A 13,814-nucleotide genomic window follows, 5' to 3' on the forward strand; every position below is an offset into this window, starting at 1 on the left:
AGGAACTCGATCATGATACCGCGTTATTCCCGTCCTGAAATGGTCACCATCTGGTCGCCAGAAACAAAATACCGCATCTGGTTCGAGATTGAAGCACATGCTTGCACTGCTCTTGCCAAACTCGGCGTTATCCCTGAAGAGGCTGCCAAAAATATTTGGGAAAAGGGGAGCAAAGCAAAATTCGATGTAGCGAGAATTCAGGAAATCGAAGCTGTTACCAAGCATGACGTTATTGCCTTTTTAACGCATCTTGCCGAGTTTATCGGTCCGGATTCGCGTTTTGTCCATCAGGGCATGACCTCTTCGGATGTCCTTGATACGACACTCAACGTTCAACTGATGCGCGCTTCCGATATTCTTATCAAGGATATGGATGGCCTGCTTGCCGCGTTAAAAAAACGTGCTTTTGAATATAAAGATACGGTTACGATTGGCCGCAGTCACGGAATTCACGCAGAACCGACAACATTCGGATTGAAACTTGCCTATGCTTACGCGGAATTTTCACGTTGTCGGGCACGACTCGTTGCGGCAAAAGAAGAAATTTCCACTTGCGCAATATCCGGAGCAGTCGGGACATTCGCCAATATTGACCCCCGTGTGGAAGACTATGTAGCCAAGCAGTTGGGAATGCGTCCGGAACCGATTTCGACACAAATTATTCCACGTGACCGGCACGCTATGTTTTTTGCAACGCTCGGAGTGATCGCCTCTTCGGTGGAACGCCTTGCAATAGAAATTCGTCACTTGCAGAGAACAGAAGTCCTTGAGGCGGAAGAATTCTTCTCTCCCGGTCAAAAGGGTTCTTCTGCAATGCCACATAAACGCAACCCTGTTCTCACGGAAAATTTGACCGGTCTTGCACGTATGATTCGTTCGTTCTCGCTCCCCGCCATGGAAGATGTGGCGTTATGGCACGAACGTGACATTTCCCACTCGTCGGTTGAACGTTTTATTGGTCCTGATGCAACAATCACTCTTGATTTTGCGTTGGCACGACTTACTTCGGTCATTGATAAACTGCTCGTTTATCCTGAAAATATGATGAAAAACTTGAACAAATTTCATGGGTTGGTAAATTCGCAACGCGTACTTCTGGCTTTGACACAAAAAGGCGTAAGCCGCGAAGACGCTTATCGGATGGTACAGCGCAACGCTATGCAGGTCTGGGAACACGGTAAGGATTTTCTTCAGGAACTGCTTGCAGATCCGGATGTCCGCCGTGTTTTGAGTGAAGAAGAGATTCGAGAAAAATTCGATCTCGGTTATCACACAAAACATGTTGATACAATTTTCCATCGTGTTTTCGGATAATGCAATTCGGCTTGAATTGAATTCAGCCAATTCGGCTGTCGATCAGTATTTTTGTGACGATTTTGCATTGATACCGGGACCGGTTTGAATGAATCAGTCTTCGGGATTTCGTAGCGTTTCCGGATAATCCGGTAAAACTGGCCAAGAGGTTTTTGATGAAAGCAAATGAGCTAGATATCCTCATCGTTCCCGGCTATCAGGGATCGGGTCCCGATCATTGGCAAACGCGTTGGGAACAAAAGCTTTCAACAGCCCATCGTGTCGAACAGGCTGAATGGTCGAAGCCTGTTCGCGAAGATTGGACACGGGAATTGATAAAAGAAGTCGAAGCGGCTCAAAAACCCGTTGTTATCGTCGCCCATTCTCTCGGCGTACCCACGTTCATTCTATCTGTCCCCTTTCTTGGCAAGAAAGTTCGCGGGGCTTTTCTTGTTGCACCTCCGGATGTGGCAAATCCGGATATTCGCCCGAAGCACCTCATGACGTTCGGGCCTTATCCGAGAGAACGTTTGCCATTTCCTTCGATTGTTATCGCCAGTCGCAACGACGAATATTGCGACTTTGCTGTTGCCGAAGACATTGCAAAAGATTGGGGATCATTGTTTATTGACGCAGGCGACGCCGGACATATCAATTCTGCTTCCGGATACGGACCATGGCCGGAAGGACTGATGGTGTTTTCCCAATTTCTTGCAAAACTCTGATTTGGGAAAATAGCAAATTTAAAGAATGTCTTTAACTAATACTAAAACAACAGACGCAAAATCATTTTTATATTGATAAATATTGTCAACTATTATGCACGTGTTCGATGGATTCTTTTAAAAGTTGAGCCATTTTTTTGCGCAAGTCGGCTTCATTGATTGAAACATTTGTTGCGTGAAAATCCTGCATAATTTTTTGAATAACGTGTTGTTCTTTATCAGGATGGAATGCCGCCTTGACGACTTCCTTGGCATATTGATCGGCCGCATCACCTGTTTTACCGAGAAGGTCGGCTGCCCACAAACCGATCATGCGGTTGCGCTGGGCATTGGCTTTAAAACGAAGTTCCTCATCGATCATAAATTTGTGCTCAAAAGCGTCCGCACGCTCTTTCATCCCGTCCATGAGACTCTCTCCTAATTTTTGCCATGATCCGGCTCACGGGCATGTTTTTGCAACATTTAAATCCTGTTAGCAATAGTATAGTGGAAATTAACTTGTATCAAAACCGGAATTTTCAGTGTCTATTAACAAGAGATCATTGTGAAAGTCTCTGAATTGAGCTAGTGAAACAGCGAGCTAATTTATCCGGTTAATTTAAGGAAAAAGCCATGAACCGTCGTCACCGCATTTATGAAGGCAAAGCCAAGATTCTATATGAAGGGCCAGAGCCAGGTACATATATCCAGTTCTTTAAGGATGACGCTACTGCATTCAATGCGAAAAAACATGAGGTCATTGATGGTAAAGGAGTGTTAAATAACCGTATATCCGAATATATCTTTACCCAACTCGCACGCATTGGAATTCCAACCCACTTCATAAAACGCGTCAACATGCGCGAGCAGCTTATCAAGGCTGTTGATATGGTTCCGCTGGAAGTCGTAGTGAGAAATATTGCCGCAGGGTCTTTATCGAAACGTTTGGGTATCGAGGAAGGCACTCCCCTTCCCCAGTCGATTATCGAGTTCTATTATAAAAAAGACAAGCTTGATGATCCGATGGTTTCCGAGGAACATATTACGGCATTTGGCTGGGCCACTCCTGCCGAACTCGAAGATATTATGCAGCTATCAATCCGGATCAACGACTTTTTGACAGGGTTGTTTGTGGGCGTCGGTATCGAACTCGTCGACTTTAAAATGGAATTCGGTCGGTTGTGGGAAGGCGACGTAATGCATATTGTGCTGGCAGATGAAATTTCACCCGATTCATCAAGGCTTTGGGACATCAACACCAAAGAAAAAATGGATAAAGACCGATTCCGCCGCGATATGGGTGGTTTGATTGAAGCCTATCAGGAAGTTGCAAAAAGGCTTGGAATCATGAATGAGAATGAACAGCCTCGGCCGAACGGCCCCGTTCTGGTAAAATAATTCGTCGGGCGGCTTAAAAAAGCCGCCTTAGCTTTTGGCAAAAGATACGCAGGAATAAAAGATGAAAGCGCGCGTAACCGTCACTCTAAAGGCAGGCGTTCTCGACCCTCAGGGAAAAGCTATTGTCGGTGCGCTGGATAGCCTTGATTTTAAAGGTGTCCAGTCGGTAAGACAGGGCAAAGTCTTCGATATAGTACTTGATGACCTGCCACAGGACAAAGCAAAAAAGCAATTAACCGAGATGTGCGAACAATTACTCGCCAACACAGTCATCGAGAATTATCAGATAGAACTTTTATAATCGGAAACGGATATTGGAATGAAAACTGCTGTTATCCAGTTACCCGGACTAAATCGCGACCGTGATATGATTGACGCTCTACGACTGATTACGGGCGTAGAACCATTAAAAATCTGGCAGACGGAAACCACTATTCCGGATGTCGACCTTATCGTCATTCCGGGCGGGTTTTCTTACGGCGACTATTTGCGTTGCGGTGCTATTGCGGCGAGAATGCCGGTTATGGGCGCCATTTTCAAACATGCCGAACGCGGTACGAAAATCATCGGCGTATGCAACGGTTTCCAGATATTGGTCGAAGCAGGACTTCTTCCGGGCGTATTGATGCGCAACGCGTCTTTGCGTTTTGCCTGTCGCGAAATAAAGCTCCAAATCATTAATGAAAATACTGCTTTCTCGAAGGCCTATCGCAAAAACGAGATCATTCGTTGCCCGATTGCCCATCACGACGGCAATTATTATGCCGACAAAGATACCATAGATCGGTTAGAGGGAAACGGACAGGTTGTATTCCGTTACGCGGAAGGAACCAATCCGAACGGGTCTATCAATGATATTGCCGGCATCATTAATGAAAAAGGCAACATACTCGGCATGATGCCCCATCCGGAAGATCTGATCGAACCCGCCCATGGCGGAACAGATGGAAAAAGGCTTTTTACCAGTGCATTAGGAATTGCAGCATGAAAATCCGTATATTGACGACCTGTTCATTTCTGACACTTGTTTTGGGTATGAATGCCTGTACACAAAAAGCCGGTCCCGGCAACATTGAATTGGCAAGCGGACAGCCTGCCCTTAAAACAATGGAACATGTTGCACAAACAGCAAACCGTTGTTGGTTCAAATCTGATAAAGCAGAATTCAAACGCTATGGTTTTGAACCGGAGCTACAGTCCTATTCCGGCCGCCCGCGTATGTTGATTGTTCCGAAGAGCACACCGGGCGGAAAACCGGTATTGGTTGTTGAAGCAGAAGGCAATCCTGCGAGAGTTTCAGTCTATGGCCCGCTGATGGCAGCCCCCCAAGGCAACGCAATCGGTGAAGATATTGACCGCTGGGTCAAAGGCGATAACCAGTGTTGATGAAACGATTATCGACATTGAAACGAAATATGTTTGATGGAGCCGTTCAATGAGCGTGAAAAACGACATTGCCATTACACCCGAAATTATTGCAGCTCACGGGCTGAAACCCGACGAATACGGGCGCATCCTCGAACTTGTCGGGCGTGAACCGTCATTCACGGAACTTGGAATTTTTTCAGCAATGTGGAACGAACATTGCTCTTATAAATCTTCCAAAAAATGGCTCCGTACCCTACCCACTGAAGGTGATTGTGTGATTCAAGGCCCCGGTGAAAATGCCGGTGTTGTCGATATAGGTGACGGCGAGTGCGTTGTTTTCAAAATGGAGAGCCATAATCACCCCTCCTATATTGAACCATATCAGGGCGCTGCAACCGGCGTTGGCGGCATTTTGCGTGACGTATTCACCATGGGAGCCCGTCCGGTTGCTGCAATGAATGCACTTCGCTTCGGTGCTCCCGATCATCCGCGCACAAGACATCTCGTTTCCGGCGTTGTTTCCGGTGTTGGCGGTTACGGCAACGCATTCGGCGTGCCTACCGTTGGCGGAGAGGTCAATTTTGATAAAAGCTATAATGGCAATATTCTGGTTAATGCATTCGCTGCCGGAATTGCAAAAACCAATGCGCTTTTCTACTCGAAAGCCGAAGGTGTCGGGCTTCCTGTTGTTTATCTCGGTGCCAAGACCGGTCGTGATGGCGTCGGCGGAGCCACTATGGCATCGGCCGAATTTGATGACACGATAGGTGAAAAACGCCCAACGGTTCAGGTCGGTGATCCGTTCACCGAAAAATGCTTGTTGGAAGCATGTTTGGAACTTATGGCTTCCGGTGCAGTCATTGCTATTCAGGATATGGGTGCAGCAGGACTTACCTGTTCTGCCGTCGAAATGGGCGCAAAAGGCGATCTTGGCATCGAACTTGATCTTGACCGCGTACCGGTTCGCGAAACCAATATGTCAGCTTATGAAATGATGCTTTCCGAAAGTCAGGAAAGAATGCTGATGATTTTGAAACCGGAGCTTGAAAAAGAAGCTTCTGCTATTTTCAAAAAATGGGGTCTCGATTTTGCTATAGTCGGGAAAACAACAGACGACTTACGTTTTCGAGTTCTCCAGCATGGAAAAGAGGTTGCCAACCTGCCGATCAAGGAATTGGGTGACGAAGCTCCGGAATATGATCGTCCATGGGTTAAGCCGCATGAAGCTTCGCCAGTCTCGCTCGCACAAATCAAACAGGTTGATCTTCAGGAAGCGTTACTGAAACTTGTCGGCTCCGCCGATCAAAGTTCAAGGCGCTGGGTCTATGAACAATATGATACCCTTATTCAGGGGAACAGTCTTGTACGTCCGGGAGCCGATGCAGGGGTTATCCGTGTCGAGGGCAATCCTCGCAAAGCACTTGCCTTTACCTCGGATGTCACACCGAGATATTGTCAGGCAGATCCATTTGAAGGTGGCAAACAGGCTGTAGCCGAATGTTGGCGCAATCTTTGTGCAACCGGTGCCAAGCCGCTTGCTTGTAGCGACAATCTGAATTTCGGTAATCCGGAAAAGCCTGAAATTATGGGACAGCTTGTTTATGCTATCAAAGGCATTGGCGAGGCTTGTAAAGCACTGCAATTCCCGATCGTTTCGGGAAATGTCTCGCTTTATAACGAAACCAATGGCGAAGGAATTTTACCGACGCCAACGATGGCCGGTGTCGGACTTATTGCTGACTGGCATAAAATGGCAAGAATCGACGGGATGAAGGATGATGATATTATCCTGCTCGTCGGGCGTTGCGGCTCCCACCTCGGCCAGTCAATTTATTTGCGTGACATTCTGGGGAAGGCAGAAGGAACCCCTCCTCCGGTTGATCTTGCAGAAGAAAAAAAGAATGGCAACTTTGTATGGAAATTGATTGAAAATAATGAAGTCGCTGCCTGTCATGATCTTTCCGACGGGGGCTTGGCAATTGCTCTGGCGGAAATGGTCATCAAATCCGGTCGCGGAGTAAAAATAAAACTGACTGGCAAAACGCCCGCACATGCCGAACTTTTCGGTGAAGATCAGGCACGTTATCTGATTGCTGTTAACAGTGAGAAACTCGACCAATTAAAACAGCAGGCAAAAGATTCGGGCGTGGAATTGACCGAATTGGGAACAGTGGTTGGCGACAAACTTGTTGTCCAAGAGCATATCGAATTATCTGCAAAAGACCTTGAAAACGCTTATGAAAGCTGGTTTCCAGATTTTATGGAAAATAAATAACAAAACGTCGATTAGTAACCCGGCTTGTGCTATTCTGGCCGCCTGAAAACAGAGGAGACGCATTATGGCAATGGACGCACACGAGATTGAAAAACTCATTCGTGATGGCATTCCCGATGCCAAAGTGACAATCCGCGATCTCGCCGGTGATGGCGAACATTATGCAGCCGAAGTTGTCGCTGAAAGCTTTCGTGGCAAAAACCGTGTAGAACAACACCAGATGGTCTATAACGCTTTGAAAGGCAATATGGGCGGCGTTCTTCATGCGCTGGCGTTGCAAACCAGTGTGCCGACCGATGGGCGCGATTAAAAGCATCCCGATATGGGGGCTTGTGTCGCCTTCTCTTTGACCATACATATAACTGGATTTATCGATAGCCTTTCAAGGCTTAGACGGAAGGAATTGAAATGACAGCTGCCCGCGATTTTATTGATAACGAAGTCAAATCCAACGATATTGTGCTTTTTATGAAAGGTACACCCGGTTTCCCACAGTGTGGTTTTTCCGGACAAGTTGTACAGATTCTGGATTACCTTGGGCTTGATTATAAGGGAGTCAACGTTCTGACATCGGACGAATTGCGTCAGGCAATTAAAGAATATTCCAATTGGCCGACTATACCGCAACTTTATGTCAAGGGTGAATTTGTCGGTGGTTGCGACATTGTCCGCGAGATGTTCCAGAATGGTGAATTGCAAAATTTGCTTGAAGAGAAAGGCATTGCTGTTAAAACTGCATGAAATCACATTTGGACTATTGCATTTTTATCATTGTGCCGGTCTTATGATCGGCACTTTTGTTATGGGGAACTTATGTCACATCAGTCGAGCGAACAACAGCACATAGATGCAATAAAAGCCAGCCTTGGCTATAAAGAATTCATTGTCATGATCGCGACACTCATGGCAACGAATGCAATCGCCATTGACATCATGTTGCCCGCCATGAGCGATATGTCCCATAGTCTTCGTATGTCGGGTCAAAATGACCAACATTATATTATCTTTTCATATCTAGTCGGCTTCGGATTATCACAATTGGCGTTCGGTCCAATAAGTGACCGTTTTGGCCGCCGCAAGCCTATCATGGCCGGTTTGATATTTTATTCGCTTTCATCTGCGGCATGTGCTTTTGCTCCAAGTTTCGCGTGGCTATTGATTTTGCGTGCCATTCAAGGAATTGGTGCGGCTGCGACGCGTGTCCTGACAGTTTCAATCGTGCGCGATGTTTATGGTGGTCGTCAAATGGCCGAAGTCATGTCAATCGTGATGATGGTGTTCATGGTTGTGCCGGTTTTGGCTCCTGCCGTTGGGCAAGCCATTATGGTTCTTGGCCATTGGCAATTCATCTTTCTATTTATGGCAATCGCCGGATTGGCTATCGTTCTGTGGGTCTATTTCCGTTTACCCGAAACACTATTTGAACAGCGGCCTTTGACTTTCTCCTCTGTCGGGCAAAGCCTTTGGATGGTCTTGTCCAACCGTATATCGCTCTGCTACACATTGGCGTTTTCGCTGGTTCTTGGTGGCCTTTTCTGCACGCTCAATACGTCGCAACAGATTTATGACGGCATATATCATTTAGGCGTCTGGTTTCCGGCTGCGTTTGCACTTGTCGCAGCATTTCAGGCACTATCGTCATTTTTGAACTCGTTATTCGTCGGGCGGTTCGGAATGCGCAAAATTTCGCATACTCTGTTGCTCATGTTCTGCATAACGTCTTTTGTGTGGTTTATCGGTTCGGTTTATTCCGGCGGCTCGACACCGTTCATTTATTTCATGCTGTTGCTCATTATTATTATGTTTTCTTTCGGCGGGCTTGGTGCCAATTTCAATTCGCTTGCTATGGAGCCGCTCGGTAAAGTAGCCGGAACCGCTTCTTCGGTGTTCGGTTTTTTACAGACGATCATCGGTGCCGGACTGGGCTTTATCATTGCACAAAGATTCAACGGAACAACCGTGCCGGTAGCAGGAGGATATTTTGTACTTTCATGCGGAGCAATTGTGCTCATTCTCATTGCGGAAAAGGGAAAGCTGTTTTCGAGACACACTCATGCTTCCCATGTGAGCGTTATAAACACGGAAAAAGACTAACCCCGCATATTCTTGGGTTGAAACGCGTGGTATTGATGGATTGAACGCAATTTCCGACATCAGGCACAATCTATGACTGCAAGCGCGACAAAGCATATAGTTCAAGCGGGCTTAAAAGATTTTCACGCACCAGACGACATAAAGTAAGCCTATCGATCTTCGGCGGGTTCAATAAAGTTCAATGAAATTGTCTTATGCTTCAATGAATTTTGTTCAAATCGAACCAAAATCGAAAAGCTTGTTATCCAACAAATGGCTTGGACGTACATTGGTCAACGCACGTATCATCGTATCTTTACGACCCGGCATTTTTTTCTCGATGTCATTCAGCATATTTTTCATTGCATTCCGCTGAAGGCCGTCTTGACTGCCACACAGGTTACACGGAATAATCGGAAACTTCATAGCTTCAGCGAATTTGGCAAGATCTTCTTCTGCTGCATAGACAAGTGGCCGCAAAACCAACATATCGCCCTCGTCATTAACAAGCTTGCCCGGCATGGCAGCCAAACGCCCGCCATGGAAAAAATTCATGAAAAATGTTTCCAATACATCGTCACGATGATGTCCAAGGACGAGAGCCGAACACCCCTCTTCCCGTGCAATCCGGTAGAGATTACCCCGCCGCAATCTGGAACAGAGAGAGCAATAGGTTTGCGTATTATCGAGTTTTTCCGTAACGATCGAATAAGTGTCCTGATATTCAATCCGGAAAGGAATTTCATAATGTTTCAGAAAATCCGGCAAAATATTCTTCGGAAATCCGGGCTGACCCTGATCGAGATTGCACGCCAAAAGATCCACCGGCAATAAACCACGCCACTTCAAATCCAGAAGAAGAGCAAGCAAACCATAGGAATCCTTACCACCCGACAAGGCTACAAGCCATTTTTGCCCCGGTTTAACCATTGAAAAATCGTCCAATGCTTGACGCATATGGCGTAATAGACGTTTTCTCAATTTATTGAATTCCACTGTCGAAGGCGCATCGCGAAATAAGGGATGGCAACCATCAGCCGCTTCATCAATATCAGTCTGCCCGATCATTTCACCTTCCTTCAACAATATGCCTTAAAACGAAAACAGGGAGCCAGAAGGCTCCCTGCTTGAACAGAATAAATAATCTCACGATTAACGTGAATAAAATTCGACAACCAGATTCGGTTCCATCTGAACAGCATAAGGAACGTCGGCAAAGGCCGGAATACGTGTGTAAGTTGCCTTCATCTTGGTGTGATCTGCTTCGATGTAATCGGGAACATCACGTTCCGGCAACTGGGTTGCTTCAAGAACAAGTGCCAATTGCTTCGACTTTTCGCGAACTTCAATCACATCACCGGGTTTGCAACGGTAGGATTGAATGTTTGTACGACGACCATTCACATTCACATGACCATGGTTGATGAATTGACGTGCTGCAAAAATCGTAGGAACGAATTTTGCGCGATAAACAATAGCGTCAAGACGTGATTCGAGAAGACCGATCAGATTTTCGCCGGTATCACCACGACGACGGCCGGCTTCTTCATAAATACGGTGGAATTGTTTTTCCGAAATATCGCCATAGAAACCTTTGAGTTTCTGCTTGGCGCGCAATTGGGTACCAAAATCCGAAAGCTTGCCTTTGCGGCGTTGACCATGCTGGCCAGGACCGTATTCACGACGGTTGACCGGTGATTTCGGGCGGCCCCAAATGTTTTCGCCCATACGGCGGTCGATTTTATATTTCGTAGTTTCGCGCTTGCTCATCGCATTTCCTTAAAACTGGATAACAAGGCAATAAAATTGCCTCAGGGAAACGCGCCCTCCTCTGCCCATAAAATTTATGGACTGACAGGACAGATCGCGCACGCTTTGCGCAAATGTCCACGGGACACGTCAGTGATCGCTTTTCCATTACTGAAAAAACTTGTGTGGTTCTTTAGTGAAATTGACCGCAGGAGTCAAGTGAACGCGTTCTTTTTCGCGTCAAGGAAAGCCTGTTTCTTCAAGATTTTCCAAACATGCCGAAACACTTCACGCACGCACTGTTCCGGTGACTTCAATTGACGTTCCTTTTGCCTTGACGGAATGCGTTCTCATTCAGGTTTTATAATCATCATAGGATGTTTATAAATTAGGCACGACATGAAGGTGGGAAAAAAAATTGCCAAGGCACCATCACCGTGCTTCACCGGCTTCATATAAACAGTCGGACGGGAAAACGACCTAACAGATAAATCATAACCGTTTTTTCTTCTATGACGCTTCTTTTCAATCTGCTTTAGAGCTTGAATTTTATTTACATATTTAACGGAGTCAAACGCAAACCGAAGCCATGAAGCAATCTGTTTGTCGCGTAATCGGTTCTGCCGGAAGTAAAATGGGCAAGATCCAGATGTTCGGTGAGTGGCTGGACTTCTTCGGCGTTCGGTAGCAGAGATAAAGCACGCTTGGCTACTGCTTCTGCCGGATCAATCCAATCGACCGGCCATGCGGCGGTTTTCCGGAACAAATTGACGAGGAAGGGATAGTGCGTACAGGCGAGCACAACAATATCTGTATGATGACCGTCTTTTTCTACAAAACAGGGGGCTATCTCGGCTTTTAAAGAAGCACGATCAACCGGTTTTCTTCTAAGGTAATCCTCTGCAAAACCTGCAAGTTTCGCACTCCCTACCAGTCTGACATGACATTTTGACGCAAAAGATGAAACAAGCTCATGTGTATAAGCGCGCTTGACAGTTCCGGGCGTTGCCAAAACCGAAATCAGACCCGAACGTGTCTGCTCCGCCGCCGGTTTAATTGCCGGCACTGTGCCAATAAAAGGAACATTTGGATGAGCGCGACGCAAATCTTTCAACACCAATGTCGAAGCTGTATTGCACGCGACAATACAAAGAACCGGATTGTAGGCATTCAGCAGCTTTTGAAAGAGTTCGATAATATGCGATTTGAGTGCGTTTTCTTCCCAACCACCATAGGGAAATGCCGCATCATCTGCGATATAAATGAATTTGCGATCGGGAATAAAAATACGTGTTTCGCGTAATACGGTAAGCCCGCCGATACCACTGTCAAAAAACAGTATAGGCCGTTCACTCATTTTGATTACTATTGTCCTTTGAACGTTTGCGATGATCCGGAGCACCTGCCCCACGTGGCAATTTGGGCGAAAAATGGTCGAGAGATGCCACAACGCCACGCAACAGGCGAATTTCGGGTTCGCTGAAAGTGGCACGTGTCAGAACAGACCGTAAATTTTCTACCATGATTTCCTTCCGTTCCTTCGGACGGAAATACCCGCGAATATCCAAAGCTTCTTCCAACTGGTCGAACAAACCATAAAGCGTTGCCTTATGTGCCGGCTCCATTTCCTCATTACGAAACGCAGTATCGGTTTGTTTTTCCAGCCCCGATTTCATCCATTCGTAAGACATCAACAAAACAGCCTGTGCGATATTAAGAGAGGCAAAAGCCGGATTGACAGGGAATGTCACAATTTCGTCAGACAAACTGATTTCCTCATTATTCAAACCCCATCTTTCACGACCGAAAAGTATGGCGGTCCGTTCACCCGCTGTTTCTTTCATCCTCAAAACATTTGCTGCTTCAACCGCACTTTTTACCGGTTTGAAGCCGCCCCTTTCACGGGCAGTGGTCGCAAACACATAATTTATATCCGAAATCGCTTCCCGCAAAGTATCAAAGACGCGCGCTCCGTTAATTATGTGATCGGCCTTACTTGCAGTTGCTATGGCTTTATCGTTCGGAAATTCTTCACGCGGATGAACGAGCCGCAATTCGGAAAGACCGAAATTCGCCATTGCACGCGCCACCATACCGATGTTTTCAGGCAATTGTGGTTCAACCAACACAATAACGGGTCCCCCCGTCATATTTTCTCTTTTTCTATCAGTTCCGGCCATTTCATTCACTTCTTCGGTTTTGATGCCTTTTAATGCAGCTTTCAAGGAACCTCAACCAATCATTAACTGTAATCTTGAAAAGAACCATAAAATGCCTTTTTCATGCCTAAATGCGGTCATCTTTGCCATTGATATAGATTGCGTAATATCTGTTGCAGAGGGGTTTACCAAATGAATATAGAGTTCAAAACCACGCTTACTCTTATGGCAATGGCAATCATAACGACGGTCATGGTTTTTTGTGCAAATATGACAATTAGTGATGTTCTGGCAGCACTTTAACTCTTTTCTTTACTTCCAAATTACATTTTCCGCTGTTTCGATTTTATCCACTGCGTTGAACTGCACAGTGTCAATATCTTCAGTATAAAAACTTTTTATGTCATGAACATTAAATACTATTTTAACTGTTTAGCCAATTTTGATTGAACCTGAAATCTGTTTTCATAGAAAAACTTATTCGTAATAAAACGTTATTCTATGTTTATAGTGATATTTACCAATTTATTTATGGGTAATGTGTTACACGTCCAGAAACATATCCAGAAATATTATTACAAAAATTCAGTCAGCCGCATTCCATTTTGCTATTCAACATTGATGATGCTGTCTTCCTTGTTTATTTCCTTGGTTAAATTTTCAAAAATTTTTTTATCAAATTCTATTTTTTTACCCAAGCTTTAGCGCATGATTTCACTGTGCGTTTCGTTGTGACCTTTCAACGGAAAAATGCCGACTGTTCAGGTCAAAAACGCGTTATCTGTTCAAAAGGGC

Annotated in this window: 15 protein-coding genes; 10 read left to right on the forward strand and 5 right to left on the reverse strand. The window is 45.7% G+C overall.

Features of this window, described 5'->3' with window-relative positions:
- The first annotated feature begins 12 nt into the window (after positions 1–12).
- Together purB and H3S94_RS07580 are read left to right on the forward strand one after the other, a co-directional pair.
- Complete coding sequence (gene purB / locus H3S94_RS07575; protein WP_198231157.1) at positions 13–1,314, forward strand: adenylosuccinate lyase; 1,302 nt, start codon at positions 13–15, stop codon at positions 1,312–1,314.
- A 155-nt stretch (positions 1,315–1,469) separates the two neighbouring features.
- Positions 1,470–2,018 carry an alpha/beta hydrolase gene (locus H3S94_RS07580; protein ID WP_198231158.1) on the forward strand — a complete coding sequence of 183 codons (549 nt, stop codon included), beginning with the start codon at positions 1,470–1,472 and terminating at the stop codon, positions 2,016–2,018.
- 85 nt (positions 2,019–2,103) lie between these two features.
- Here H3S94_RS07580 and H3S94_RS07585 read toward each other — a convergent pair whose 3' ends face one another.
- The gene (locus H3S94_RS07585) at positions 2,104–2,424 is read right to left on the reverse strand and encodes a DUF1476 domain-containing protein (RefSeq protein ID WP_198231159.1); all 321 of its coding nucleotides are present in this window, start codon (positions 2,422–2,424) and stop codon (positions 2,104–2,106) included.
- A 206-nt stretch (positions 2,425–2,630) separates the two neighbouring features.
- On the opposite strand from H3S94_RS07585, the gene purC reads away from it, so the two are divergent.
- The 8 genes from purC to H3S94_RS07625 all read left to right on the forward strand — a co-directional run bounded on the left by purC (position 2,631) and on the right by H3S94_RS07625 (position 9,132).
- Positions 2,631–3,395 (forward strand): phosphoribosylaminoimidazolesuccinocarboxamide synthase, encoded by a 765-nt coding sequence (gene purC, locus H3S94_RS07590; RefSeq protein ID WP_077992311.1) that lies wholly within the window; start codon positions 2,631–2,633, stop codon positions 3,393–3,395.
- Positions 3,396–3,456: 61 nt separating this feature from the next.
- Positions 3,457–3,696, forward strand: a complete 240-nt coding sequence (purS, locus tag H3S94_RS07595) for a phosphoribosylformylglycinamidine synthase subunit PurS (RefSeq protein ID WP_077992313.1) — start codon at positions 3,457–3,459, stop codon at positions 3,694–3,696.
- An 18-nt stretch (positions 3,697–3,714) separates the two neighbouring features.
- Positions 3,715–4,383 (forward strand): phosphoribosylformylglycinamidine synthase subunit PurQ, encoded by a 669-nt coding sequence (gene purQ, locus H3S94_RS07600; protein ID WP_077992315.1) that lies wholly within the window; start codon positions 3,715–3,717, stop codon positions 4,381–4,383.
- Positions 4,380–4,781 (forward strand): hypothetical protein, encoded by a 402-nt coding sequence (locus tag H3S94_RS07605; RefSeq protein WP_077992317.1) that lies wholly within the window; start codon positions 4,380–4,382, stop codon positions 4,779–4,781. The genes purQ and H3S94_RS07605 overlap by 4 nt, the downstream gene beginning before the upstream one ends.
- Positions 4,782–4,830: 49 nt before the next feature.
- Positions 4,831–7,038: a phosphoribosylformylglycinamidine synthase subunit PurL gene (gene purL, locus H3S94_RS07610; protein WP_198240698.1), complete on the forward strand. Its 2,208-nt coding sequence runs from the start codon at positions 4,831–4,833 to the stop codon at positions 7,036–7,038.
- Between the two features lie 64 nt (positions 7,039–7,102).
- Positions 7,103–7,348, forward strand: coding sequence for a BolA/IbaG family iron-sulfur metabolism protein (locus H3S94_RS07615; RefSeq protein ID WP_077992321.1), 246 nt, complete (start codon positions 7,103–7,105; stop codon positions 7,346–7,348).
- Positions 7,349–7,446: 98 nt separating this feature from the next.
- Entirely contained in the window at positions 7,447–7,779 is a 333-nt protein-coding gene (gene grxD, locus H3S94_RS07620) for a Grx4 family monothiol glutaredoxin (RefSeq protein ID WP_077992322.1), read from the forward strand.
- A 72-nt stretch (positions 7,780–7,851) separates the two neighbouring features.
- A complete protein-coding gene (locus tag H3S94_RS07625) occupies positions 7,852–9,132 on the forward strand; it encodes a multidrug effflux MFS transporter (RefSeq protein WP_198240699.1) in 1,281 nt (426 codons plus the stop codon).
- 213 nt (positions 9,133–9,345) lie between these two features.
- Here H3S94_RS07625 and ttcA read toward each other — a convergent pair whose 3' ends face one another.
- From ttcA to H3S94_RS07645, 4 genes are all read right to left on the reverse strand, one after another.
- A complete protein-coding gene (ttcA, locus tag H3S94_RS07630) occupies positions 9,346–10,179 on the reverse strand; it encodes a tRNA 2-thiocytidine(32) synthetase TtcA (protein WP_077992326.1) in 834 nt (277 codons plus the stop codon).
- 84 nt (positions 10,180–10,263) lie between these two features.
- The gene (rpsD, locus tag H3S94_RS07635; RefSeq protein ID WP_077992327.1) at positions 10,264–10,881 is read right to left on the reverse strand and encodes a 30S ribosomal protein S4; all 618 of its coding nucleotides are present in this window, start codon (positions 10,879–10,881) and stop codon (positions 10,264–10,266) included.
- Positions 10,882–11,413: 532 nt separating this feature from the next.
- Positions 11,414–12,217, reverse strand: coding sequence for a glutamate racemase (gene murI, locus H3S94_RS07640; protein ID WP_198231162.1), 804 nt, complete (start codon positions 12,215–12,217; stop codon positions 11,414–11,416).
- Positions 12,210–13,040: an RNA methyltransferase gene (locus tag H3S94_RS07645; protein WP_198240700.1), complete on the reverse strand. Its 831-nt coding sequence runs from the start codon at positions 13,038–13,040 to the stop codon at positions 12,210–12,212. The genes murI and H3S94_RS07645 overlap by 8 nt, the downstream gene beginning before the upstream one ends.
- Positions 13,041–13,814 lie beyond the last annotated feature (774 nt).

The sequence above is a fragment of the Bartonella sp. B10834G3 genome (assembly GCF_016102505.1).
In the GTDB taxonomy this organism is placed as follows: domain Bacteria; phylum Pseudomonadota; class Alphaproteobacteria; order Rhizobiales; family Rhizobiaceae; genus Bartonella; species Bartonella choladocola.

Excerpts from the sequence above, each read along its gene's own strand:
- purB (WP_198231157.1), top strand. The coding sequence starts at position 13 with ATGATACCGCGTTATTCCCGTCCTGAAATGGTCACCATCTGGTCGCCA.
- H3S94_RS07580 (WP_198231158.1), top strand. The coding sequence starts at position 1,470 with ATGAAAGCAAATGAGCTAGATATCCTCATCGTTCCCGGCTATCAGGGA.
- H3S94_RS07585 (WP_198231159.1), bottom strand. The coding sequence starts at position 2,424 with ATGGACGGGATGAAAGAGCGTGCGGACGCTTTTGAGCACAAATTTATG.
- purC (WP_077992311.1), top strand. The coding sequence starts at position 2,631 with ATGAACCGTCGTCACCGCATTTATGAAGGCAAAGCCAAGATTCTATAT.
- purS (WP_077992313.1), top strand. The coding sequence starts at position 3,457 with ATGAAAGCGCGCGTAACCGTCACTCTAAAGGCAGGCGTTCTCGACCCT.
- purQ (WP_077992315.1), top strand. The coding sequence starts at position 3,715 with ATGAAAACTGCTGTTATCCAGTTACCCGGACTAAATCGCGACCGTGAT.
- H3S94_RS07605 (WP_077992317.1), top strand. The coding sequence starts at position 4,380 with ATGAAAATCCGTATATTGACGACCTGTTCATTTCTGACACTTGTTTTG.
- purL (WP_198240698.1), top strand. The coding sequence starts at position 4,831 with ATGAGCGTGAAAAACGACATTGCCATTACACCCGAAATTATTGCAGCT.
- H3S94_RS07615 (WP_077992321.1), top strand. The coding sequence starts at position 7,103 with ATGGCAATGGACGCACACGAGATTGAAAAACTCATTCGTGATGGCATT.
- grxD (WP_077992322.1), top strand. The coding sequence starts at position 7,447 with ATGACAGCTGCCCGCGATTTTATTGATAACGAAGTCAAATCCAACGAT.
- H3S94_RS07625 (WP_198240699.1), top strand. The coding sequence starts at position 7,852 with ATGTCACATCAGTCGAGCGAACAACAGCACATAGATGCAATAAAAGCC.
- ttcA (WP_077992326.1), bottom strand. The coding sequence starts at position 10,179 with ATGATCGGGCAGACTGATATTGATGAAGCGGCTGATGGTTGCCATCCC.
- rpsD (WP_077992327.1), bottom strand. The coding sequence starts at position 10,881 with ATGAGCAAGCGCGAAACTACGAAATATAAAATCGACCGCCGTATGGGC.
- murI (WP_198231162.1), bottom strand. The coding sequence starts at position 12,217 with ATGAGTGAACGGCCTATACTGTTTTTTGACAGTGGTATCGGCGGGCTT.
- H3S94_RS07645 (WP_198240700.1), bottom strand. The coding sequence starts at position 13,040 with ATGGCCGGAACTGATAGAAAAAGAGAAAATATGACGGGGGGACCCGTT.